This is a genomic window from Pseudomonas sp. TWR1-1-3 (assembly GCF_049896805.1).
GTDB lineage: Bacteria > Pseudomonadota > Gammaproteobacteria > Pseudomonadales > Pseudomonadaceae > Aquipseudomonas > Aquipseudomonas bubulae.
This window is the reverse complement of the sequence record NZ_JAFCUZ010000002.1, coordinates 39,503-63,282: the sequence shown is the minus strand read 5'-3', so window position 1 is coordinate 63,282 and position 23,780 is coordinate 39,503. Positions and strand designations below refer to the sequence as shown.

At 59.0% G+C, this 23,780-nt stretch carries 23 protein-coding genes; 8 read left to right on the top strand and 15 right to left on the bottom strand.

What is annotated here, in order from left to right; all coding sequences use genetic code 11:
* Positions 1-11 precede the first annotated feature (11 nt).
* Positions 12-1,826: a di-heme-cytochrome C peroxidase gene (locus ACP7BE_RS07705; RefSeq protein ID WP_095002142.1), complete on the bottom strand. Its 1,815-nt coding sequence runs from the start codon at positions 1,824-1,826 to the stop codon at positions 12-14.
* A 247-nt stretch (positions 1,827-2,073) separates the two neighbouring features.
* On the opposite strand from ACP7BE_RS07705, the gene ACP7BE_RS07700 reads away from it, so the two are divergent.
* The 4 genes from ACP7BE_RS07700 (at position 2,074) to ACP7BE_RS07685 (ending at position 4,359) form a co-directional block, all read left to right on the top strand.
* Complete coding sequence (locus ACP7BE_RS07700; protein WP_095002141.1) at positions 2,074-2,793, top strand: FKBP-type peptidyl-prolyl cis-trans isomerase; 720 nt, start codon at positions 2,074-2,076, stop codon at positions 2,791-2,793.
* A 415-nt stretch (positions 2,794-3,208) separates the two neighbouring features.
* The gene (locus ACP7BE_RS07695) at positions 3,209-3,550 is read left to right on the top strand and encodes a helix-turn-helix domain-containing protein (RefSeq protein WP_095002140.1); all 342 of its coding nucleotides are present in this window, start codon (positions 3,209-3,211) and stop codon (positions 3,548-3,550) included.
* A complete protein-coding gene (locus ACP7BE_RS07690; RefSeq protein WP_095002139.1) occupies positions 3,547-3,915 on the top strand; it encodes a hypothetical protein in 369 nt (122 codons plus the stop codon). Before ACP7BE_RS07695 ends, ACP7BE_RS07690 begins: the two co-directional genes overlap by 4 nt.
* Entirely contained in the window at positions 3,916-4,359 is a 444-nt protein-coding gene (locus ACP7BE_RS07685) for a tetratricopeptide repeat protein (RefSeq protein WP_095019105.1), read from the top strand.
* A 55-nt stretch (positions 4,360-4,414) separates the two neighbouring features.
* On the opposite strand, the gene ACP7BE_RS07680 is transcribed toward ACP7BE_RS07685, so the two are convergent.
* The gene (locus tag ACP7BE_RS07680) at positions 4,415-6,496 is read right to left on the bottom strand and encodes a carboxy terminal-processing peptidase (protein ID WP_169916690.1); all 2,082 of its coding nucleotides are present in this window, start codon (positions 6,494-6,496) and stop codon (positions 4,415-4,417) included.
* 139 nt (positions 6,497-6,635) lie between these two features.
* Here ACP7BE_RS07680 and ACP7BE_RS07675 point away from each other — a divergent pair, with 139 nt between their 5' ends.
* Positions 6,636-7,598: an NAD(P)H-quinone oxidoreductase gene (locus ACP7BE_RS07675; protein WP_095002136.1), complete on the top strand. Its 963-nt coding sequence runs from the start codon at positions 6,636-6,638 to the stop codon at positions 7,596-7,598.
* A 693-nt stretch (positions 7,599-8,291) separates the two neighbouring features.
* Here ACP7BE_RS07675 and ACP7BE_RS07670 read toward each other — a convergent pair.
* The 6 genes from ACP7BE_RS07670 to ACP7BE_RS07645 all read right to left on the bottom strand — a co-directional run bounded on the left by ACP7BE_RS07670 (position 8,292) and on the right by ACP7BE_RS07645 (position 13,605).
* The gene (locus ACP7BE_RS07670; protein WP_095002135.1) at positions 8,292-8,945 is read right to left on the bottom strand and encodes an HAD family hydrolase; all 654 of its coding nucleotides are present in this window, start codon (positions 8,943-8,945) and stop codon (positions 8,292-8,294) included.
* A gap of 34 nt (positions 8,946-8,979) precedes the next feature.
* The gene (locus ACP7BE_RS07665; protein WP_095002134.1) at positions 8,980-9,969 is read right to left on the bottom strand and encodes an ABC transporter ATP-binding protein; all 990 of its coding nucleotides are present in this window, start codon (positions 9,967-9,969) and stop codon (positions 8,980-8,982) included.
* The gene (locus ACP7BE_RS07660; protein ID WP_095002133.1) at positions 9,966-10,766 is read right to left on the bottom strand and encodes an ABC transporter permease; all 801 of its coding nucleotides are present in this window, start codon (positions 10,764-10,766) and stop codon (positions 9,966-9,968) included. Before ACP7BE_RS07660 ends, ACP7BE_RS07665 begins: the two co-directional genes overlap by 4 nt.
* Entirely contained in the window at positions 10,753-11,589 is an 837-nt protein-coding gene (locus tag ACP7BE_RS07655) for an ABC transporter permease (RefSeq protein ID WP_095019107.1), read from the bottom strand. Before ACP7BE_RS07655 ends, ACP7BE_RS07660 begins: the two co-directional genes overlap by 14 nt.
* Positions 11,586-12,401, bottom strand: coding sequence for an alkaline phosphatase family protein (locus ACP7BE_RS07650; protein ID WP_426105406.1), 816 nt, complete (start codon positions 12,399-12,401; stop codon positions 11,586-11,588). Before ACP7BE_RS07650 ends, ACP7BE_RS07655 begins: the two co-directional genes overlap by 4 nt.
* 136 nt (positions 12,402-12,537) lie before the next feature.
* Entirely contained in the window at positions 12,538-13,605 is a 1,068-nt protein-coding gene (locus ACP7BE_RS07645) for an ABC transporter substrate-binding protein (protein WP_095002130.1), read from the bottom strand.
* A gap of 346 nt (positions 13,606-13,951) precedes the next feature.
* Between ACP7BE_RS07645 and ACP7BE_RS07640 the strand changes: the two genes are divergently transcribed.
* The gene (locus ACP7BE_RS07640; protein WP_095002129.1) at positions 13,952-14,671 is read left to right on the top strand and encodes a UTRA domain-containing protein; all 720 of its coding nucleotides are present in this window, start codon (positions 13,952-13,954) and stop codon (positions 14,669-14,671) included.
* Positions 14,672-14,781: 110 nt separating this feature from the next.
* On the opposite strand, the gene ACP7BE_RS07635 is transcribed toward ACP7BE_RS07640, so the two are convergent.
* The 7 genes from ACP7BE_RS07635 to minC form a co-directional block, all read right to left on the bottom strand.
* On the bottom strand, positions 14,782-16,941 hold the full coding sequence (locus ACP7BE_RS07635) for a mechanosensitive ion channel domain-containing protein (protein ID WP_095002270.1): 2,160 nt from the start codon (positions 16,939-16,941) through the stop codon (positions 14,782-14,784).
* Between the two features lie 116 nt (positions 16,942-17,057).
* Positions 17,058-17,240 (bottom strand): hypothetical protein, encoded by a 183-nt coding sequence (locus tag ACP7BE_RS07630; protein WP_095002128.1) that lies wholly within the window; start codon positions 17,238-17,240, stop codon positions 17,058-17,060.
* 205 nt (positions 17,241-17,445) lie between these two features.
* Complete coding sequence (locus ACP7BE_RS07625) at positions 17,446-18,735, bottom strand: M18 family aminopeptidase (protein WP_095002127.1); 1,290 nt, start codon at positions 18,733-18,735, stop codon at positions 17,446-17,448.
* A gap of 90 nt (positions 18,736-18,825) precedes the next feature.
* Complete coding sequence (locus ACP7BE_RS07620; protein ID WP_095002126.1) at positions 18,826-19,461, bottom strand: RluA family pseudouridine synthase; 636 nt, start codon at positions 19,459-19,461, stop codon at positions 18,826-18,828.
* A 90-nt stretch (positions 19,462-19,551) separates the two neighbouring features.
* Positions 19,552-19,806 (bottom strand): cell division topological specificity factor MinE, encoded by a 255-nt coding sequence (gene minE, locus ACP7BE_RS07615; RefSeq protein WP_016780154.1) that lies wholly within the window; start codon positions 19,804-19,806, stop codon positions 19,552-19,554.
* A gap of 3 nt (positions 19,807-19,809) precedes the next feature.
* Positions 19,810-20,622 carry a septum site-determining protein MinD gene (gene minD / locus ACP7BE_RS07610; RefSeq protein ID WP_029611321.1) on the bottom strand — a complete coding sequence of 271 codons (813 nt, stop codon included), beginning with the start codon at positions 20,620-20,622 and terminating at the stop codon, positions 19,810-19,812.
* Positions 20,623-20,821: 199 nt separating this feature from the next.
* On the bottom strand, positions 20,822-21,562 hold the full coding sequence (gene minC / locus ACP7BE_RS07605; protein ID WP_095002125.1) for a septum site-determining protein MinC: 741 nt from the start codon (positions 21,560-21,562) through the stop codon (positions 20,822-20,824).
* 119 nt (positions 21,563-21,681) lie between these two features.
* Between minC and ACP7BE_RS07600 the strand changes: the two genes are divergently transcribed.
* Positions 21,682-22,614: a lipid A biosynthesis lauroyl acyltransferase gene (locus ACP7BE_RS07600; RefSeq protein WP_095002124.1), complete on the top strand. Its 933-nt coding sequence runs from the start codon at positions 21,682-21,684 to the stop codon at positions 22,612-22,614.
* A 15-nt stretch (positions 22,615-22,629) separates the two neighbouring features.
* Complete coding sequence (locus ACP7BE_RS07595; RefSeq protein ID WP_095002123.1) at positions 22,630-23,775, top strand: patatin-like phospholipase family protein; 1,146 nt, start codon at positions 22,630-22,632, stop codon at positions 23,773-23,775.
* Positions 23,776-23,780: the final 5 nt, after the last annotated feature.

The following is a 23,780-nucleotide window of genomic DNA, read 5'->3' as shown; positions in this document are numbered from 1 at the left end:
ACGGAGATCTTTCATGGCTGTGGCAATTCCTGCTCGAGAGGGCCGCCGAGCACTTTCAGGTACTCCAGCAATGCCCAGCGTTCTTCGGGTTGCAGCAGGCGCCCGATGACCCCGTTGCCGCGAGGGCCGGCGCGGAACTCGTGACCGCTGTTGTGGTTGCCGCTGATGCGGGTGTCGAGTACAAAACCGCCGTCAAAGGCCTCGGTGCGATAGCCCAGGTGGCGCGGGTCATATTCAAAACTGCCGCGATAAAAGGTCTGATCACGCTCGGCCTGAGGCGAGAGCAATTGGTACACCGTAGGCACCGAACCATTGTGCAGGAAGGGTGCTGTGGCCCAGATCCCGTCCAGCGGCCGCGCCTTGTAGGCACGCACCTCCAATACGCCGATCGGCAAGCCAAAGCCGTTGAGGCGATCCTGTTCTTCGGGGCCGATATTGGCATCGTGATAGGCACGCTTTTCAACAAAGGCGGTGACATAGGCCAGGCCCTTGGCTACAGACAGCTTGCTCATGTCCAGAGGTGCGTCGGTCCTGGGGTACAGGTCGACGTTCATCCTGGCCAGCTCCTCTGCGTCCCATTGCAGCGCACTGAGGTCGTAGCGGTTGTCGGCGATATTATTGGCGGTATTGGGGTCGGTACCGATCACTTCCACAGGCAGCAACTTGAGTTGCTTGACCATCCGCCCGTTTTCTTCGACTTCAGGCGGTACATGGCAACCGGCGCAGTTTTCGCTGAACAGGGTTCGACCCTTGGCCGCCAGTGGGCGGTCAATTTTACCGAACAGCGCTTCAGGCCAGACCGGTGGTTTGAGCTTTTGCAGGGTTTCTTCGATCAGGTGCAGATCGTTGACGCGAACACTGGACGGATAACGGGCATCGCCCTGCAGGGGTTGGCCATGTTTGTCGAAAAAGTTCAGGGTCGCGCCCACGCCAAGCGCCTCACCGATGTTGCGTGCCATCGGCTGCTTGGCTGACCCGTTCCACTGCACCCAGTCGAAGGTCCACATGTCCCACAGATGCGGATAGTCTACCGGGGCATTGGCCACGCGATAGTTGTCGGGGGAAATCGCGTCGCCGAAACTGGCGTTGGCGATCCGGCCGAAGGCATCGGTACGGCCCGGGCCTTCGAGTGTCGGATAAAGGCCGCGATGGGTATCGTTCCAGGCCACGCCAAGGAAGGTGTCCAGGGATGCCTTGAAGTCCTTGCGCAGTTGCTGGTGCTGCGCATCATATTGATCGCCCAGTACGGTGCGGGCGAATCGTTCGAATTTCCACGGGTTGTAGTAGGTCGCTGCGAGGCTGGCGACCAGCGCCTGGCCGAAGCTGCCGCCGCGCAGGGTTGGCACGCTCGATGGCAGCACATGCTGTGCCGGAGCCCCGTCAATGCGCACCGCCTGGCCTTTGAAACGCAATTCGCCGGTGTGGCAGGCCGCGCAGGTGATATCCAGATACTCCACGTTGCTGCCGGGGTTCTGGTGGCGGGTAAAGCCTACTGGCAGGTTACCCGGGTTGGCAGCACTGGCCTGCTGCTTGGGGTCCACCAGAAAGCCGAAGCGCGCCAGGTACTCGGGGGCCGCGAAGGGTTGTTTGGAAAACGGCAGCTCCAGGGCGCTGAACCAGTCGTAATGCAGGCCTTTAACCTGAGTGCCCTGGGGGGTGTAGTAGTAGGTCTGGCGCTCAGCAGGACTCCACTGATCCAGGTAGTGCAGTTGCTGCACAGGCTGGTAGGCCGGCAGTTTTGGATTGGCAACAAAATAGATCACCAGGCCAAGGCCCATGGCTACAGCCACCAGCAGCCCCAGCAGAACACGGTAAAACAGACGCACAGTAACGCTCCTTGTAAAAATAATTACAGCCTTATGCCTCAGCTGCGGTCAGGCATCAAGAGAGCAGGGGGGGGCATTGCCGGGTTTACCGATGTGTTAACAAAAGTTGCGGCTAAAATGAATTGTTATTAATGCATGAACTTATCCACCAATTGCCTCTCTTATGCCGGTAGCCATTGGTCGCGGCCGCCTGATAAGCTCGCGGCTTTATTCGATTGCCCATTTGGCGCATGAACAAGGAAATAGCATGAAACAGCATCGGTTGGCGGCAGCTGTGGCCCTGGTAAGCCTGGTACTGGCGGGTTGTGATTCGCAGACCAGCGTAGAGCTGAAAACTCCGGCGCAAAAAGCCTCGTACGGCATTGGCCTGAACATGGGCAAGAGCCTGGCTCAAGAAGGCATGGATGATCTGGATTCCAAGGCCGTAGCCCAGGGCATCGAAGATGCCGTCGGCAAAAAAGAGCAAAAGCTCAAGGATGACGAACTGATCGAAGCGTTCGCAGCCCTGCAAAAACGTGCCGAAGAACGTCTGACCAAAATGAGTGAAGAAGCCTCTGCGGCAGGCAAAAAATTCCTCGAAGAAAATGGCAAGAAGGCCGGTGTTGTCACTACCGCTTCCGGCTTGCAGTACGAAGTTATCAAGAAAGCCGATGGCCCTCAGCCAAAAGCTACCGACGTAGTCACTGTTCACTACGAAGGCAAACTGATCGACGGCAAGGTGTTCGACAGCTCGGTTGAGCGCGGCAGCCCGATTGATCTGCCGGTTAGCGGCGTGATCCCGGGTTGGGTTGAAGGCCTGCAACTGATGCACGTTGGCGAGAAGTACAAGCTGTATATCCCTAGCGAACTGGCTTACGGCGCGCAAAGCCCGAGCCCGGCTATCCCGGCCAATTCGGTGCTGGTATTCGACCTGGAGCTGCTGGGCATCAAAGACCCTGCAAAACCGGCACAAGACGCTGCCCAGTAAGCAGCTTCTGGTACAGGCAACGCCCCGTCTCGACGGGGCGTTGTCGTTTATGTAGTCCACCTTTTGTTTCTGTAGGCTTTGTCCTGCAGTATTTTCAATACCCATAAGTTCTCTTGGCTAGTAGTTGCTGACTGCCAAGTCAATGAATTTATGGGTTTTTTTATGTGTGTAAAAAATGCCCGATCTGAGTACAGCCCTTATGGGACGGGCCTTTCAGGGTTGAAAAACAGCTCTGTTCACAAGGTTATCCACAATTTGTGTGGATAACATTTTCAGCAAATGACGGCTTTTTCGGTTGTTTTCACAAATTATTCACTTTTGAGTGAAAACCCCAGAGACCTTCGCGGCTGATAGGATTAAGCTCAAAGGGAAAGTTCTGACTCGATTTACGAAAAAAGTCTGACGGGGTTTAGTAATGGATCTTCAAATCATCAAGCGTAATGGTGAGCCTGAATACGCCGTTCTTTCATGGGAGAGTTATCAGGCACTGCTCAAGGCTGCTGGAGTCCAGGAGCCAGCTGCCGAGCCTGACAAGGATCTGCAGCCACCGGCACCCGAGCAGGTGCACCCCGGACTCGATCAGTTGCGTCACTTGCGCGAGAACAAGGGCCTGGCCCTTGAGGTGCTGGCACGCACGGTAGGCATTAGTCCGTCATATCTGGGAATGATCGAAACCGGCGAGCGTCTGCCAGACCTCGCTATCCGTCGCAGCTTGGCCTGGGAGCTTGGTATCGCAGGCTGGAGGGAAGCATCATGAACGTGCGCATCAGTCGTCAACACTGGGATGGGTTGTTGGCTGAACTCGATCAGGCGCGTCGACAGCGCCACTTGCTGACTTACCGTGCATTACTGGAACGGTTGCAATTGCCGAGCCCCGCCATGTTGACCCTCACCGCCGCACTTGAACATCTGGCGGCGATGGATGCCAAGGCCGATCAGCCATTGCGCAGTTCGCTGGTGATCAGCCAGGGTGCAAGCCGTCTGCCACGTACCGGTTTTTTCGAATGCGTGGAGCGCCTCGGGCGTTTCCCCGGCCCGCCGGACGGGATTGCCGCTGCGTCCTGGCATGCCTCTGAGGTGGTGCGGGTGTTCGAGTATGTTTACGAGCACGAGGAGGCTTGAGTGCTCTGGCGGCTCAAGGCGCGCCTGAGTTACTGGCTGGCGCGCAAGTTGTTTCACTGGCCATGGTGTGTCCGTCAGCCGCGTATCTGGCGCTGGATGGAGGGCCAGTTCGCACGCATGGCCAACCTCGGCAGCACCAGTGCCCAAAGTTTCTACGGCCATATCCTGGCCTTTCGCGGTCAAGGGATGGGCGCCAGGGAGGAGGGGGTGCGTTTGTTGCGTCTGGCGGCACTCAGTGGTGACGCCAAGGCAGCCTACCAGGTAGGCGTTTTCAGCCTGGCAGGGACGCTGAGCAAGACGCCTGACGCTGCCGAGGCTGCACGCTGGTGGACGATGGCGGCAAAAGCCGGGCACCCGCTGGCAGGGCACAAGCTGGCGGTGCTGTATCAACAGGGTGGCCCGGGGTTGATGGCTGACCCGCAGATGGCCAGGCTTTACCGTTAGCCAATAAAAAGGGCGGCCCGCATCATGCGGGCCGCCCTTTTTTTACCTGCCTGACTTACTTCTTGGCCACCTGTGAGGTGAGCTTGAGGTAGTCCAGCAGAATCCGCCCGGTTTCACTCAGATAGGCGTCATCTTCCGGCTTGGTCTTTTCAGGCTCGACCGGCAGTGCATCTTCGTCTTCTTTCTTCATTTCCTTGAGCGGCGCTTCGCCCTTGGCCTGGCGGCGGGCGTTTTCCATCACCAACTGCTTGGCATCGATATCGGCGTGCTGGGCGCGACGCTCGGCTTCGTTGAGGCTGACGGTCTTTTCGGCCATCAGCTTCTCGGCCAGGGCCAGTTTGTCACGGATAAAGATGAACTCGGCATCCTTGGCCACCCGGGCTTCGTGCTCGGCCTTGAGCTTGTCGATATAAGGCTTGAACGGGTCGACGGCTGGCTTGATCGCAGGACGGATGGTGTCCCACGGCATGGCTTCGGGCAGTGCGCTTTCGCCGATTTCCTTGGTGTCGATAATCGACGGGAAGGCGACGTCAGGCAGAACGCCCTGATGCTGGGTGCTCTGGCCGGAAACCCGGTAGAACTTGGCCAGGGTCAGTTTCAGCTCACCGTGATTCAGCGGCTGGATGGTTTGCACCGTGCCCTTGCCGAACGTCTGGCCGCCGATAATCAGCGCGCGGTGGTAGTCCTGCATGGCACCGGCGAAGATCTCCGAAGCCGAAGCCGACAGGCGGTTGACCAGCAATGCCATAGGGCCTTTGTAGAACGCCCCCGGGTTTTCGTCTTCAAGCACGTCGACCTTGCCGTCTGCATTACGCACCAGCACGGTCGGGCCCTTGTCGATAAACAGGCTGGTCAGTTCGGTGGCTTCCTGCAACGAGCCGCCACCGTTGTTGCGCAGGTCGATAATCACGCCATCGACTTTTTCTTTCTGCAACTCGGTCAGCAGTTTTTTAACGTCACGTGTGGTGCTCTTGTAGTTCGGGTCGCCAGCACGGAACGCCTTGAAGTCCAGGTAGAACGCCGGAATTTCAATCACGCCCAGCTTGTAGTTCTTGCCATCCTGCTTGAGGTTGAGGATCGACTTTTTCGCCGCCTGCTCTTCAAGCTTCACCGCTTCACGGGTGATGGACACGATCTTGCTGGTCTGGTCATTGGGTGCGTTGCTCGCCGGAATCACTTCCAGGCGCACCACGGAGCCTTTAGGGCCACGAATCAGCTTGACCACTTCATCCAGACGCCAGCCGATCACGTCGACCATCTCTTTGTCGCCCTGGGCAACGCCGATGATCTTGTCGGCCGGTGCGACCTGCTTGGTTTTATCGGCCGGGCCTGCCGGCACCAGACGGACAATTTTTACCTGGTCGTTATCGCTCTGCAACACGGCGCCTATGCCTTCCAGCGACAGGCTCATATTGATATCGAAGTTTTCCGCGTTATCTGGCGACAGATAGTTGGTGTGCGGATCGTAAGACATGGCGAAGGTGTTGATATACGCCTGGAAGATGTCTTCGCTGCGGGTCTGGTCAAGGCGCGACAATTGATTCTTGTAGCGCTTGGTCAACAGTTCCTGGATTTTCGCAGGCTCTTTGCCGGCGATTTTCAGACGCAGGACTTCATCCTTGATGCGTTTGCGCCACAGGTTGTTGAGTTCGGCTTCGGTCTTGAGCCATGGAGCGTCCTTGCGGTCGATCTCCAGGGTTTCCTTGGCATTGAAGTCCAGCGAATCAACGCCCTTGTTCAACTCGGCAAGCGCAAAGTCCAGGCGCGATTTGACGCGATCCAGATAGCGTTTGTAGATAATGAAACCGGGGTTCAGATCGCCGCTTTTGAGGAAGTCGTCAAACTGGAATTTCCATTTGTCGAATTCGGCAATATCGCTGGCCAGAAAGTAACTGCGCGAAGGGTCGAGCAGCTTCAGATAGCTGTCATAGATGATTGCCGAGCGGGCATCATCCAGTGGCGGCTTGCTGTAATGATGGCGCTTGAGCAGCTCAACAACGTTAAGACTGGCAATTACCTCATCACGATCGGGCTGAAGGTTATCCCAACTGTTAGCGGCGAACGTATTGGCCGAAAACGGCAAAACGCCTAGGCCAATGAATAGGGCAAGTGCGGTGCTAGGGAATAAATGCTTCATGCTGATTCGACGCGGGGGCAATTGATAACGCATATTAGGCCGTCTTTGAAGTCGCCGGTTCCATCAAGGACCGGTCGCATAATGCAAAAAGCCCGGTGCAACAGCTCCGGGCTCAGTCCAGACTCACTATGGAGGCACTGTGAAAGCATTGCAAGGCGTTGAAGGTCAAGTGAAGTGGGTTGAAGAGCCAAGCCCCACCTGTGATGTAGGGCAAATCCGTATTCGTGTGGCCGCCGCCGGGCTCAATCGGGCAGACCTGTTGCAAAGCGCCGGCTTGTATCCGCCGCCGCCGGGGGCCAGTGAGGTATTGGGCCTGGAGTGTTCAGGTGTGGTCAGCGAAGTAGGGCCAGGGTCGTCCTGGCAAGTGGGTGATCGCGTCTGTGCCTTGCTGGCCGGGGGTGGCATGGCCGAGGAAGTGGTGGTTGATGCCCGTCATGCACTGCCGGTGCCTGAAGGTTTGTCGCTGCTGGAGGCTGCGGCATTGCCCGAGGTGTACAGCACGGCATGGCTGAACCTGTTTCAACTGGCCGCGCTCAAGCCGGGCGAAAAAGTATTGCTGCACGCGGGGGCAAGTGGTGTTGGTTCAGCGGCCATTCAGCTGTGCAAAGCCTTTGGTAGCCCGTGCTGGGTGAGCGTGGGCTCGGCCGAGCGCCTGGCTTACTGCCAGGCGCTGGGTGCCCAGGGTGGCGTGGTGCGTACCGAGGGGCTGGACAGTCTCAAGGCGCTGGGGCCTTTCGACGTGGTGCTGGACCCTGTGGGGGCCAACTATGCCGAATCCAACCTCAAACTGCTGGCCCAGGACGGGCGCTGGGTGTTGATTGGCCTGATGGGCGGGCGCAAGGCCGAGCTGGATCTGGCGCTGGTCCTGGGCAAGCGTATTCAGTTGCTGGGCTCGACCCTGCGCAGCCGCAGCGATCAGTTCAAGGCGGATTTGCTCAGTGATCTGGGGCAGCAGGTATGGCCATTGTTTACCGAAGGTCGCCTGAGTCCGCAACTGGCCAAGACCTTCCCGATTGAGGACGCGCAGGCAGCGTTTGCCGAACTGGCCAGCAACCAGGTGTCGGGCAAGCTGGTGCTGGTGATCGACAGCAGCTTAACCTGATCCTCTGTGGGAGCTGGCTTGCCTGCGATACAGGCGATAGGGTCTGGCAGGTCAATCGCGGTGATGCCATCGCGAGCAAGCCCGCTCCCACAGTTTCAGGGCAGCGTTTGCCGAGAGCTGGCCAGCATCAGGCCTTGAGGGCGCCACAAAACCTGTGGGAGCTGGCTTGCCTGCGATGCAGGCGATAGGGTCTGGCAGGTCAATCGCGGTGATACCATCGCGAGCAAGCCCGCTCCCACAGTTTCAGGGCAGCGTTTGCCGAGAGCTGGCCAGCATCAGGCCTTGAGGGCGCCACAAAACCTGTGGGAGCTGGCTTGCCAGCGATGCAGGCGATAGGGTCTGGCAGGTCAATCGCGGTGATACCATCGCGAGCAAGCCCGCTCCCACAGTTTCAGGGCGGCGTTTGCCGAGAGCTGGCCAGCATCAGGCCTTGAGGGCGCCACAAAACCTGTGGGAGCTGGCTTGCCTGCGATACAGGCGATAGGGTCTGGCAGGCAAATCGCGGTGATGCCATCGCAAGCAAGCCCGCACCCACAGTTTCAGGGCGGCGTTTGCCGAGCTGGCCGGCATCAGGTCTTTAGAGCGCCACAAAACCTGTGGGAGCTGGCTTGCCTGCGATACAGGCGATAGGGTCTGGCAGGCAAATCGCGGTGATGCCATCGCGAGCAAGCCCGCTCCCACAGTTTCAGGGGGTCATTTCCAGTGATGAATCGGCCACCCGGCCTTTTCAGCCTGTTCGCGCAGCACCGGGTCCGGGTTTACCACATGGGGGTGATCGACCTTGAGCAGCAGCGGCAAGTCGTTGCGCGAATCGGAGTAAAAGCTCGCGCCTTCCAGGTTTTCTTCCTGCTCATCCAGCCACTCCAGCAGGCGCGTAATCTTGCCTTCGCGGTAAGTCAAAGTGCCCACCGTGTGCCCGGTATAAAAGCCGTGAGCCACTTCCAGCTCGATGCCCAGCACTTCATCGATACCCAGGCGCTCGGCAATGGGTTTGACCAGATGGGTGCCCGAGGCCGAAATGACCAGGATCCGGTCGCCCGCCTTGCGGTGCGCGGCAATGGTTCTGGTTGCGTCACTGAAGATGATCGGTTCGATATAGTCCTCAACCCAGGGCTCGACCAGGTGCGCGACTTCTTCGGGGCTGCGGCCGATCAGCGGCTCCAGGCTGAAAGCCATATAGTCTTCCATGGCCAGCTCGCCCCGGCTGTAGGCGGCCATCAGTTCGTTGTTGCGCTGCATGAACGACACCGGGTCGACCCAGCCCAGGCGGCCCATCTGCTCGCTCCAGAGGGTGGCGCAGTCGCCATGAATCAGGGTTTCGTCCAGATCAAAAATTGCCAGGGCCATCAGCGCAACTCTCTCTTCAGTGAATTCAGGAACATCAGGCTACCTCACAAAGGGTGCTCGAATCGATGGATAGCGCAACGGCTTGGCCGTCCGGGTACAAATCGCCGGGCGCACGATTGAGTACGTCGACGATCAATTGCACGCCACGCACCTCGACGCGATAGCGGATCACGTTACCCAACAAGCTGTGGCTGAGAATCACCCCGTCCGGCTCACCCTGCACACTCAACCCCAGGGTTTCCGGGCGAATGGCGATGCGGCTGCTGACCGGGCGCTGCAACAGGCGGCTGGCAGTTTGCGCGTCCAGCAGGTTGTAGTTGCCGATAAAACCTGCGGCGAAGGCATCTGCCGGGGCTGCATAGAGGGTCTGAGCATTGCCGCTCTGCACGATATGACCTTTGTTCATCAGAAAAATGCGGTCGCTCATCACCAGTGCTTCTTCCTGATCGTGGGTCACGAAGATAGTGGTCAGGCCCAGCTCGCGCTGGATGGTGCGGATCTGCTCGCGCAAGTGCTTGCGAATTCGCGCATCCAGCGCCGACAGCGGCTCATCCAGCAGCAGCAGGCGCGGACGCGTCACCAGTGAGCGGGCCAGGGCCACACGCTGGCACTGACCACCTGACAACTGGTGCGGATAGCGCTTGGCGAAGTCATTCAGCTCCACCAGTTGCAAGGCTTCGGCCACGCGTTTGTGGCTGTCATCGGCCTTGACCTTCTGCATGCGCAGGCCGAAGGCCACGTTTTGTTCGACAGTCATGTTGGGGAACAGCGCATAACTCTGAAACACCATACCGATGCCACGCTTTTGCGGGCTCACTGGCACGATGTCCTGGCCATCGAGCAGGATCTTGCCGCCATCTACCGGCGTCAACCCGGCGATACAGCGCAGCAGCGTGGACTTGCCGCAACCGGACGGGCCGAGCAGGGTGACGAATTCGCCCTTGGCGATGCTGCAGTTGATATCACTGAATACCGGGGTGCCGGAATAGGATTTTTGCAGGTGTTCAACGCTGACGAAGCTCATTGGCTTTTGTCCTTGTTCAGGAAGGTGGCAACCCAGGTCAGCACCAGTACAAAGAGGAAATAGGATATGACCAGCGCGCTGGTGAAGTGGCCGCTGCTGTTGCGCATATTGTTCAGGAATACCTGCAAGGTCTCGTAGCGGGTGCCGACCAGGATATTGGCGAACACAAACTCGCCAAACAGGAACGAGAACGACAGCAGCAGGGCTACCATCAGGCCTTTACGCAAATTGGGCAGCACCACCAAAAATGCCGCCTGCCAGGTGCTGGCGCCCAGCAGTTGGGCCGCATCCATCAAGTCGCGCAGGTTGATCGCCTGCAAGTTGTTGGTGATCGCGCGGTACATGAACGGCAGTGCGACGGTGAAATAACAGCCGATCAGGATCCACGGCGTACCGACCATTTGCAGCGGGCCGGAACCATAAAGTTGCAGCAAGCCTACCGATGACACCACCGGCGGCACGGCGAAGGGCAGCAGGATCAGGATGTTCATCAGCGCATCCAGCTTGGGGAAGTGGTAATGCACCACAAACAGCAGCGGCAGGATCAGCACTACGGACAGCACCAGCGCCGCGACGCAGACCAGCAGCGACTGGCCGAAGGCCTTGAGGAAGCGCGGGTCGCTCCACAGCTGGTCATACCACTTGAAGGTAAAACCGCTGGGTAACACCGTGGCTGACCAACTGCTGGCGATGGAGTAGATAAACGTGCCCAGCAGCGGTAGCAACAAAATCAGAAACAGCAGCCAGACCACACTGCGGTGGTACAGGCTGGCGGAAGTGGTTTCAGCGCGCGACATGGTAGCTCCTCTTTAACAGCCACTGATGCACCAGGGTTACCAGGGTCATCAGCCCCACCAGGATCACCGCCAGGGCGCTGGCCATGTTCGGGTCCAGGCTGATATCTCCTGAAACCATCGCGGCAATGCGGATGGGCAGCACGTTGAAGTTGCCGGTGGTCAAGGCATACACCGTTGCATAGGCGCCCAGGGCGTTGGCCAGCAGGATAACGAAGGTGCCGAGCAGTGCCGGGGTCAGTACCGGCAGGCCGATAAACCGCCAGAACTGCCAGCTGTTGGCGCCCAGCAGGGAGGCTGATTCGCGCCAGTCCTCGCGCAGGGCATCGAAGGCAGGGTAAAGCAGCAGCACGCCGAGGGGGATCTGGAAGTAGGTGTACAGGATGATCAGGCCGGTTTTCGAGTAGAGGTTGAAATCCTCGATGATCCCTGCCTGTTTGAGCATGATCGTGATACTGCCGTTAAAGCCCAGCAAAATGATGAATGCAAAGGCCAGCGGTACGCCGGAGAAGTTGCTGGTCATGTTGGCGAATGCGTTGACGAAATTGCGCAGCCGCGAATCCACCTTGCGCAGCGAATAGCTGCCCAGTATGGCAATGATGATGCCGAACAGGCTGGACCAGAAACTGATCTCCAGGCTGTGTTGGATGGCCTGCAGATAGAATTTGGAGTTGAAGATCTTGATGAAGTTGGCCAGGCCCCAGCCACTTTCTTCCGATTGCACACTGTGGATCAGCACCCACACCAGCGGGGCGATCTGAAATACGATAAAAAATACCGCGAAGGGCACCAGGCACAGGACTGCAAGCCATTTGCCCCGGGTCATGGCGCGGGCCTCAGCAGCTCGCGGCACAGCGGTTTGTCGTGAGCTACGCCAAGCAACTCGCAGATCGTGCCGCACAACTCGAGCTGTTTTGGCATGACATCCGGGTTCAGGCTGAACGCATCGCCCAGCACAAACAGGGGCACTTCACGCTCTTCGGGCAGCAAGCCGTTGTGGGAGCGATCGTTGTTCATGCCGTGGTCAGCAGTGACCAGCACTTGGTAGCCGGCCTGCAGCCAGCCTTGCAGATAGTCGGCCAGGATAATGTCGGCCGAACGCGCACTGTTGCGGTATTGCGCGGTATCGAGGCCGTGTTTGTGTCCGGCATCGTCGATATTCATGGGGTGGACCAGTAAAAAATTCGGCTTGTGTGCCACCCGCAGGCTTTCTGCGTCGGCGAACAGGTGGGAGTCAGGGTAATGATCACTCCAGTAGAAATGCCCGTATTGGATTGGTAAGTCCCCAGCCAGGGTATGGCGATCCCGGGCAATCACGAATGGCGAGCGGTTATAGAGCTCACTGACCCAGTGATAGGCCGCTGCCGCTGTGATCAATCCGGCATCGCGAGCGTAATTGAACACGCTGCGCTGGTTGGACAGGCGCGAGACATTATTGTGGACAATGCCGCTTTCAATCGGCGGCACGCCGGTGAGGATGCACTCGTAGAGCGGGCGCGACAGGGCTGGCAACTCGCAGGTGAGCTTGTACAGTGCGGCCCGTTCTGCACTGACATAGGCCTGCAGATGGCCCATGGCAAGGCGGGCGACCTCAAAGTTCAAGCCGTCGAGCACTACCAGAATGACGTTGTGTTTCATGTAAGACTCCGCTGGCGCAGCGCAAAAGCTGTTGTTGGAGCGGGCTTGCTCGCGATGGGTACAACCCGGCACATCAGATGGATCGAGTCGATGGCATCGCGAGCAAGCCCGCTCCCACGCAGATCAAGGCGCAGGGTTACTGCATATTGATGATGACTTCTTCCTGCCACAGCTGCGGCAAGGCCTTGGAGGTCTTTTCCCAGGCGTCGGCGTCTTTGATCGGGGTGACATTTTTGTACTGGTCGTTGGACAGCAGCTTGGCCTGCACGTCAGCCGGCAGCTTCAGGTGCTCGGCACGAATCGGCCGTGCATTGCCCCGCGCCAGGTTGGTTTGCCCGGCATCGCTGAAGATGAATTCACGGGTCAGCTTGGCGGCGTTCGGGTGTTTGGCGTATTTGTTGATGATGGTGGTGTAGCCCGAGATCACCGAACCGTCGGACGGGATCAGCACCACATAGTCATCCGGGTTGGCCATTTTGGCTTTGTAGCTCAAGCCGTTGAAATCCCAGACCACGCCGACTTCCACTTCACCTTTCTCCATCGTGGCGATGGTCGGGTTGGCCAGTGACAGGCGACCTTGCTTGGCGATGTCGGCAAACATCAACAGGGCCGGTTGCACGTTCTTTTCATCGCCGCCATTGGCAATGGCTGCAGCCAGCACGCCATTGGTGGCCTGGGCCGCGGTGCTGACATCACCGATCGAGACCTTGTATTTACCCGACTTCAGGTCAGCCCATTTGGTCGGCACTTCAGAGCCGTGCAGCAGCTTCTTGTTGACGATAAACGCAATGGTGCCGGTGTAGGCCAGAGCCCAGTTGCCGTCTTTATCCTTGGCCCAGTCCGGGATCTGTTCCCAGGTGGTTGGCTTGTACGGCTGGGTTACGCCTTTGGCCACGGCAATCGGGCCAAAGGCGGCGCCCACGTCACCGATGTCGGCACTGGCGTTGTCTTTTTCCGCGGCAAACTTGGCCACTTCCTGGGCCGAACTCATATCAGTGTCGATGTGCTTGAGGCCGTAGAGCTTGTTCAGATCGGCCCAAGTGCCTTTCCAGTTGGCCCAGTCATCGGGCATGCCGACGCTGTTGACCGTGCCTTCAGCCTTTGCTGCGGCTTCCAGGGCTTTTAAATCGACATCGGCGGCCATGGCCGATGTGCACAGGGCAATGCTTGAACCTAACAGTGATGCGAGGAAAAACTGTTTCATCCGAAGCTCCTTGGGCGTTTTCAACGCTGGGTTTTATTGCTCTTTTGCGGTGGGTTGGTCTAGGTCAGCAATACCTGAGCCAATTTAAGCCCGGCAGATGACACTTTAATGTCGGCATTGGTTGTGCAAGGCATATCGCCAGCCAGCGTGTGTGTTCCGGCTAAGCGTAGACCATCGGGAAGGCCCCGGCTGGCAAGGGGTTTGGCGCATTTTGACGGGTATATGAGCGCCCTCTTGTCATCGAACAGTCATATGTTCTGCCTAGGCTGACAGGTTCAGGGAGTGACCGTTTGACGGCCATGTTTGCCCACTTTTGGTGCTGGACTAGTCCAGCCAGGTAACGTTGATGCGAGAAGGTGCACCCAAGGCGGTAACAGCGATAAGTCGCACGCTGCAAGAGCAGATTGAGCACGGTCTACTGGCGGGAGGCAGTCAGCTGCCGGCCGAGCGCAAACTCAGCGAGTTATTCGCCACCACCCGCGTCACCGTGCGCGAAGCGTTGTTACAGCTTGAATCCCTGGGGCTGGTGTATCGGGAGGAGCGGCGCGGCTGGTTTATTTCGCCGCCGCGTCTGGCGTACAACCTGATGCAGCGCAGCCACTTTCATGCCATGGTCACGGCTCAGGGGCGAGTGCCAACCACCGAGGTGATCTCGGCGCGCCTGCTGCCGGCCACGGCTGCGGTGTGTGAGCGCTTGCAGTTACCAGCGTTATCCAGCGTGATCCAGATCTGCCGGGGCCGGCGGATTGACGGGCGGCTGGTGCTGTATGTGGAGCACTACCTGAATCCGCAGTACTTCCCGCAGATCCTTGACCTTGATCTGACGCAGTCGATTACCGAACTGTATGCCCGGCATTACGATTTGCACTACGGGCGGGTACGTTTCGAGATTGTGCCTACAGCGCTGCCGGTAGAGGCTGCAGCGACGCTCAAGGTATCAACCGGCAGCCCGGGTTTGCGCATTGCGCGGGTCAATTACGACCAGCACGAACGGCTGATCGACTGTGATCTGGAGTATTGGCGACATGATGCGATTCATGTCGGGGTGGATGTGCAGGAGCGTTGAACAAACCTGCTTTTGTGGGGGCGAGCCTGCTCGCGATGCATACTGCGCGGTCTGTCACGAGAGCCGGGCCGATATCATCGCGAGCAGGCTCGCTCCCACAAGTTTTTGGCTCAATCCTTTTGCAGGATACCGCTGCCCGCTGTTACCACTTGCACGCTCAAGCGCGGAGTGGCCAGGTCCAGCCCGGCCTCATCAAGGTGACGTTTGAGCGACAGGTTGAACGCCCGCGACACTTCCCATTGCTTGATCGGTGCCGTCTTGAAGCGGGCACGCAAAATGGCGCTGCCGGACTCGAAGCTCTCGACCCCCTGAATCTCCAGAGGCGACCAGATATTGCGCCGCTGCAGCGGGTCGGTACGCATCTTTTGCCCGACTTCGCGCATCAGCTTGATGGCGTCGTCGATTTCCATGTTGTAGGGGATGGCGACGCGGAAGATGGCGTAGCCAAATTCCCGGGAGTAGTTCTTGATGCTTTTGATTTCACTGAACGGGATGGTATGCACGATGCCGTCGATATCGCGCAGGCGCACGGTACGAATGGTCAGCCCTTCAACCGTGCCCAGATGCCCGCCGACATCGACGTAGTCGTCGATGGCCAGGGAATCTTCGATGATGATAAACAGGCCCGTGATCAGGTCGGCAACCAGTGACTGAGCACCAAAACCGATGGCCAGACCGATTACGCCGGCACCCGCAAGCAGGGGGGTGACGTTCATGCCCATATTGGCCAGGGCGACGATCAGCGCAATGATGAAGATCGCGGCAAACAGGATGTTGCGAATCAGCGGCATCATGGTTTGCGCGCGGGCATTGGCCAGCCCCTTGCGCGAGCGGGTCAGGGCATGGTGGATGGCGGTGTCGGCGAGAATCCAGATCAGCCAGGCAAACAGCAGCGTACCGCCAAGGCCGAACAGCTTGACGCTGATCTCGTGACCCTCACCCTCGGTAAAGCCGATCAGCGACATACCCCACACCCGCAGCCCCAGCTCGATAAACACCAGCCACACAATCAGGTGGGCCAGGGTGTAGACGAAACTTTTCAGGCGCTCGGAATACAGCGCATGGCGCTTGTGGCCACGTTGCGGCTTTTGCGCATGACGGCGCACCAGCCCGTTGATCACCATGCACAACACCACCAGCACGGTACAGATCAGCGACTGGCGCAGCGCGGTGCTGGTGTCGCCTGCCGAGATAAACGTGGCCGCCAGCGAGATGCCCACCAGAATCAGCGCCGCGACATACCAGTAAGTGCCGAGGATCTCGATGCTGTCGCTCAGGGCGCGACGGGTCAGGCGGCGCGACAGGGGTTGATTGCGGATCAAGTGGGCGATAGGGCGGCGGAAACGGATGATAAACAGGCCGGTGGACAGCGCCGCCATCACATTGGCAAAGGTCGCCGCGGTATGCGCCAGGTGAACCCCGAGGGTGGCCACCAGTCGCGGATCGCTCAGGGCTTCGCCAAAGGCTGCGAAGCTGCCGATCCACCACAGCGGGCGAAATGCCTGGTGTCGCAGGATATGCAAGGCGCGGTGCCGGTGGGGGCCATCGAGGAGCGAGAAAAGGATCACGCAGATGGCAGAGAAACAGGTGCCGATAACCAGCGCGTACGCCAGCACCATTGCCAGGTCCTTGCCCAGCGAAGACGGCAGGGAGTAACTCATGTACACCGTGATCATCAGCGCGACCATCCACGGCCCCAGCTTGCGCAAGGCAAAGCGCAGCATGTCGACGGCCTTGGGGTGTTGCGGCAATTCCTCGCTCAGGCCAAATCGCAATCGCACCCGGTGGCTGACCCAGATCAGCAGGGCGGCCAGCAGGCTCCAGATCATGATGACCAGGGCAAAGCCAAAAATGATCGGCAGCCATTCATTGGCTGGCAGCATCAATGCAGAAAGTTCTTCCTTGGCCTGGGAGATTTCCTTGGTCCAGCGATAGGTTGGACTGTCATCGCCGGAAAACTGCTTTTCGAGATCGGCCAGGGTGCTGCCGATCAGCCCCAGAACGCCTATCTCGGCTTCGGGCTGGGCTTTTTTGGTGGCATCGCGAAGTTTTTTCAGGTCGGCCAACAGCTTGCTGCGCTGCTGATCGTTTTCGAGGTTCTTGATCACCTCGTCCAGCGATTGGCCCAGTGGCTCGGTAGGTTGTGCCTGGGTTTTGTCCGAACTGCCCAGCATGCCCGGCAAACCGACGGCCTGCGCAGAGGTCATGGGCAAGAGCGTCAGCAGGCAAACCAGCAGGAAACAGGGCAGGGCGACAAGACGGGAAAACACTGGGCGATCAACCTCGAGGGGGAGCGAATTGGCCGAGTGTACGCTAGGCCCCGTGATCATTCATTTCTTGTCACATAAATAAATGATCGCGGGCCCGGGGCGGGAAAATGTCGGGGCTATTCATTCAGTTTGGCGAGGATTTTGAAGATGATGGTGCCGAATATCAGCAGCATGCCAGCCCAGATCATCAGCACGCCGATGCCACTACTGCGTTCGCGGAAGTTGAAGCCAATGGTCAGCAGCAGCATGCCGCAGATAATTGGAATCATCATGGAGTGGAAGGCAGTGGTTTCAAACATGGTGAGAGGGACCTGTGCAAGTGAGTGCCCCAAGTCTAGGTCGGTTTGCGCAGATGTGTGGTGATGTGTATCAAAAATGAATCAGCCAGACGCAGAACCTTGAAGCCGCTGCCGCAGTCTGCGACGGGTTGCGCAGCGACCCTGCTTTATCGAAGGTCCTGCGGCCCTTATCGCAGCCTGCGGCAGCGGCTTCAAGGAATATGCCTTACGGCAACTGGTTGCTGGCGTAGAACGCGCTCAGCACTTTGACCAGGTGAGCCAGGTCATGGCTGCCGGCCAGTTCGCGGATCGAGTGCATGGCGAAGGTCGGCAGGCCGATATCCACGGTGCGCACGCCCAGGTGGCTGGCAGTGATCGGGCCAATGGTCGAACCGCAACCCATGTCGCTGCGCACCACAAAACTTTGCACCGGGACTTCCACGGCCATGCACAGGTGGCGGAAGAATCCGGCGGTTTCGCTGTTGGTGGCGTAGCGCTGGTTGCTGTTGACCTTGATCACCGGCCCGGCATTGAGCTTGGGCCCGTGATTGGCATCGTGCTTGTCAGCATAGTTGGGGTGAACGCCGTGGGCGTTGTCTGCCGAGACCAGCAGAGATTTCTGGATCGTGCGTACGTACTCGTCGCCCTCAGGCAACAGGCGTTGCAGGATTTGCTCCAGCATCGGGCCATCGGCGCCGCAGGCCGAGCACGAGCCGACTTCTTCGTGGTCGTTGGCCACGAACAGACAGGTTTCTTCGGTCTCGGTGGTGAGCAGGGCTTGCAGGCCTGCGTAGCAGGACAGCAGGTTATCCAGGCGCGCACCGGCGATAAAGTCGCCGTTGAGGCCGATCACCGCAGCGCTTTGGGTGTCGTAGAAACTCAGCTCGTAGTCCAGCACCACGTCGGCATTGAGGCCGTGCTCGCGGGCCAACTGGTCGGTGAGCAGCGCGCGGAAGTCAACGCGCTCATCACCGGCCACCTGGGCCAGGATCGGCGGCAGTTCGGTCTGCGGGTTGATCGCCCAACCTTCGTTGGCAGTGCGGTTGAGGTGGATCGCCAGGTTGGGGATAGTCGCAATCGGCGCCTTGAAATCGATCAGCTGGCTTTCGACCTGGCCATCGCGGCGGAAAGTGACGCGCCCGGCCAGGGACAGGTCACGGTCGAACCAGGGCGCGAGCAATGCACCGCCGTAGACCTCGACGCCCAATTGCCAGAAGCCCTGGCGTTGCAGTTCGGGTTGTGGCTTGACCCGCAGGCAGGGGCTGTCTGTGTGGGCGCCAACCATGCGGATACCGCCGTGCAGGGGCGAATGGCGACCCAGCTTGAAGGCGACGATGGAAGAGTCATTACGGGTGACGTAATAGCGGCCATTGGCTTCGGTGAACCAGGTTTCGCGCTCGTCGAGGCGCTGGTAGCCGGCGGCCTCAAGGCGCTGAACAAGACTGGCAGTGGCATGAAAGGGGGTAGGGGAGGCCTTGAGGAAGTCGATCAGGCCTTGGTTCAACTCTTCGCGCATAAGTTACTCCAGACAGCAAGGCCGCGAGTTTAGCGCATTGATCGCAAGATTTGGCTCTCTAATGCAGCTCCCACAAGGGGTGGTAGGTATTTAGAACGGTGCCGGGCACTCAAAGCGCAGGCGTTCACCGGTTTGCGGGTGGGTGAAGCTCAGCATGCTCGCGTGCAGGCACAAACGCGGCCATGCGGCCAGGGCTTGCGGATGCGCATACAGGCCATCACCGAGCAGCGGGTGGCCGATTGACAGCATGTGCACGCGCAACTGGTGCGAACGGCCGGTAATCGGTGTCAGCTCAACGCGGCAGTAATCGCCACACCGCTCCAGGATCTTCCAGAAGGTCAGTGCGTTTTTACCAAATTCATGGTCAACCACGTGCCGGGGTTTGGTCGGCGGGTCGTAGCGCAGGGGCAGATCGATGCTGCCGCTGTCCAGCTCGGGCTGGCCCCAGGCTAGTGCGGTGTAGGCCTTTTCGGTTTCGCGGTCGTGAAACTGGCGGGAAAGCTCACGGTGAGTGTCAGCATCCCGCGCCAGCAAAATAATCCCGGACGTTTCCCAATCCAGACGGTGGACAATGCGCGCCTCGGGGTAGCCGTTTTCTTGCAGGCGGGTAATCAAACAGTCCTTGTTGTCATCGGCCCGGCCCGGCACCGAAAGCAGCAAGGTCGGCTTGTTGACCACCAGAACGCCAGCGTCCTCATGGATAATGTGAATATTGGACAACGGCATTAAAACAGCCTCTTGAAAAACGCCAACGGCGACAAAGGAGCCTCCCCTGCAGGGAAGGCACCGAGGTCGCCGTGGTGCCCGCCGGATCGATTAACGATCTGGCAGTGTGATGTTGAGTTCCAGAATCGAGCAGCTACCTTCGTTTTCAAGGGCGATCTGTACCGAATCGTCGCCGATGTTGACGTATTTGCGGATCACCTCGACCAGCTCTTTTTGCAGGGCAGGCAGGTAGTCCGGGGTGCTGCGTTGGCCACGCTCGTGCGCCACGATGATCTGTAGACGCTCTTTCGCCACCGACGCGGTTGTTGGCGTTTTGCGGGTACGAAAGAAGTCAAAAATGTTCATTGTTTAGTTGCCTCCAAACAGGCGCTCGAAGAATCCCTTCTTCTGTACATCAAGGAACCGGTGCTCCACGGTTTTGCCCAGCAGGCGATCAACGGCATCGCTGTAGGCCTGACCGGCGTCGCTTTGATCGTCAAGGATCACTGGCACGCCCTGGTTGGATGCCTTGAGAACAGCCTGGGACTCCGGGATCACACCCAGCAGGGCCACGGCCAGAATCTCTTTGACGTCTTCAACGCCGAGCATTTCGCCTTTGGAAACGCGATCAGGGTTGTAGCGGGTCAGCAGCAGGTGCTCCTTGATCGGATCCTGGCCCAGTTCGGCGCGGCGCGACTTGCTGGCCAGCAGGCCCAGCATGCGGTCCGAGTCACGTACCGAGGACACTTCCGGGTTGGTCACGACTACCGCTTCGTCAGCGAAGTACATGGCCAGGTGGGCACCGGTTTCGATACCGGCCGGGGAGTCGCAGACCACGTATTCGAAGGTTTCCTTAAGCTCCATAAGAACTTTTTCGACGCCTTCCTTGGTCAGCGCGTCCTTGTCACGGGTCTGGCTGGCGGCCAGCACGTAGAGGTTTTCCAGGCGCTTGTCTTTGATCAGCGCCTGCTGCAGGTTGGCTTCACCGTTGACCACGTTGACGAAGTCATACACCACGCGGCGCTCGCAACCCATGATCAGGTCGAGGTTACGCAAGCCGACGTCAAAGTCGACGATCACTGTTTTGTGGCCGCGCAGAGCGAGGCCGGTACCGATAGCGGCGCTGGTGGTGGTCTTACCCACACCACCCTTGCCGGATGTAACCACTAGAATCTTGGCCAAGGTGTTTCACCCCTAAGGAAAAAGGACTTTTTAGCCCCTGAATAACATCTCTATGAACGACTGCAGGTGAACAGCCTTGGCGGGTCATTGTTCAAGTCGCGTTTACGCTGTGTAAACGCTGCCTGATTGCTTGTCCCTACAAGGAAAAGTCTGTTTTCACTACGATTTTGAGATGCTTGGAAAATGGCGAGAGTATCCGTTAAAGCCGGGTGATGTTCAACATGTCACTTGACAGACTGATCTGAACACCTGTTCCCCACAGAGGATCCCGACGCAGGTCTTCGGATACCTTGTACTTGCCCGCAATTGACACTAGCTCGGCGCTCAGCTGCTGGCAAAAAATCCGTGCCTTGGTGTTGCCCTTGTGCCCGGCCAGTGCGCGGCCCCGCATAGGCCCGTACACATGGATGTTGCCATCGGCCATAAGTTCCGCACCGGGGCTGACTGAAGCGATCACCACCAGATCACAGCCTTCGGCATACACCGTCTGGCCGCCGCGTACCGGGCTGGTGATGATCCTGGTCGGCTTGATCGCCGGCTCTGGCGGTTTTTCCGGTTTTTTTGCCTCGACCACCACTTCAACCGGATCAATCGGCCGCTCACGGGCGCCGGAGGGTGGCAGTACAGGCAGGTCGATGGCAATGGCGGCAGCGATGTCCTCGATGCGGTTGGCGCGAATGGCCAGGGTGCGCAGGCCATGTTGGCGGCAGACGCGCATCAGCCCCGGCAAATCGATGGCGCCTTCACTGGCGGGCAGCTTGTCCAGCGCCAGTACCAGCGGGGTATTGCTGAAAAAATTCGGGGCCTGGGCCACTTTGGCGGCCAGTTGGCGGTCCAGGGCTTCAAGGTTGTTGTGCGCAAGTTCCAGCACCGTGATGGCGAGCATACTGCCCTTAAGCTGGAACACGGGGGCTTGGTCTAGCGATTCGGTTTGGCTCATGGTTGCTTAACGCGACTTGTCACTTAAAGTGCTGAGACTTATAACGAGAACGCCGGCAGGCCGCAAGCCGGGTCTAACGATGTAGAATGGCCGACCCTTGTGTCTGTCCGGAATCATTAATGGATCGCCCGCGTTTTCGTGCCGCTTTTTTTCATCCGCGTTTCTGGCTGCTATGGCTGGGTCTCGGCGTGCTGTGGCTGGTCGTGCAACTGCCTTATAAAGTACAACTGTGTATCGGCCGTGGTCTCGGCGCCCTGATGTATCGGGTGGCCGGTGATCGCCGACGTATTGCCACGCGCAACCTTGAATTGTGTTTCCCTGAAAAGACCCGCGCCGAGCGCAAGCAGTTGCTCAAGGACAACTTCGCCTCGACCGGTATCGCCTTCTTTGAAATGGCCATGAGCTGGTGGTGGTCAAAACCGCGTCTGGCCAAGCTGGCCCATGTCGAGGGGCTGGAGCACCTGAAGCAGGCTCAGCTTGAAGGCAAGGGGGTAATCCTGATGGCATTTCACTTTACCACCCTGGAAATCGGCGCTGCCTTGCTGGGTCAGCAACACACCATCGACGGCATGTACCGCGAACATAAAAACCCGCTGTTCGACTTTATCCAGCGTCGTGGCCGTGAGCGGCACAATGTAGATTCGCTGGCTGTCGAACGTGATGACGTGCGCGGAATGCTCAAGCTGCTGCGCTCAGGGCGGGCGATCTGGTATGCGCCCGACCAGGACTACGGCGCCAAGCAGAGCATCTTTGTGCCTTTGTTCGGTATCCAGGCGGCCACTGTTACCGCCACCAGCAAGTTCGCCAAACTGGGCAAAGCGCAGGTTGTGCCCTTTACTCAACAAAGACTGGCCGACGGCAGTGGTTACAAGCTGGTCATTCATCCGCCACTGAGGGATTTCCCCGGAGAAAGCGATGAGGCTGATTGCCTGCGAATCAATCAATGGGTTGAGCGGGCGGTGCGTGAATGCCCCGAGCAGTATCTGTGGGCCCATCGCCGCTTCAAGACCCGCCCGCCCGGCGAGCCGAAACTGTACGACAAACGCGGCTGAGGCGGCCGCACTGGCGTGACTGCGGTTGCGCCGGTGACGGGCCTGATACTGTCTGGTGGTGGTGCGCGGGCGGCCTATCAGGTCGGCGTGCTGGCGGCGATTGCCGAGTTGCTGCCTGCCGGTGCCATCAACCCGTTCCCGGTGATTGTCGGGACGTCAGCGGGCGCGATCAATGCGGTCAGCCTGGCTAGCGGGGCGATGGATTTCACCCGCGCGGTCGAGCACCTGACCCTGTTCTGGCAGGGCTTTGAAAGCAGGCGCGTGCTACGCAGCGACTGGTCGGGGGTTTTGCACCAGGCCACGCGTTTTTTTGCTCACAGTCTGCTCGGGCTAGGCTCGCATGTGCCGGTGGCGCTGCTCGACAGTTCGCCCTTGCGCGATCTGCTCCAGGACCGGATCAACTTTCCCGGTGTTGAACAGGCGATTGCCGGGCATCACCTACGGGCTGTCGCGGTTACTGCATTTGGCTATTCTTCCAGTCAGGCGGTGACCTTTTATCAAGGCAAGGGCACCATCAATGGCTGGTTGCGCCATCGGCGCATCGGCATGCCCACCGCTTTGACGGTTGAACATCTGCTGGCCAGTTCGGCCATCCCTCTTCTGTTTGCTCCGGTCAAAATCGGCGAAGAGTATTTTGGCGATGGCGCAGTGCGGCAGTCGGCGCCAATCAGTCCTGCGCTGCATCTGGGAGCCAACCGGGTGCTGGTGGTGGGGGTGAGCGGCAACCCGCGCGGGCCGGACCTTCAGGCCGGCCAGTCGCACTACTACAACGCTCAACAACCGACGCTGGCGCAAATTGGCGGGCATATGCTCAACAGTACGTTTATCGACAGCCTGGAAAGCGATATCGAGCTGCTTGAGCGGCTCAATCACTTCAGTCGCCTGCTGCCCAGGCAATCCGACAACCTCGGTTTGTCCCCCGTGGAGGTGCTGGTGATTGCGCCGAGCCAGCCTATAGACGAAATCGCGGCCCGCCATCGGCATGAGCTGCCGGCCGCGCTGCGCATGTTCCTGCGTGGCCCCGGTGCGACCAAAACCAGTGGTGCAGGGGTGCTCAGCTACCTGCTGTTCGAGGCGGGTTATTGTCGGGAGTTGATCGAGTTGGGGCGACGCGATGCGATGGCCAAGCGCGATGCGCTGTGCCAGTTTTTGCGGGTTTGAACTAC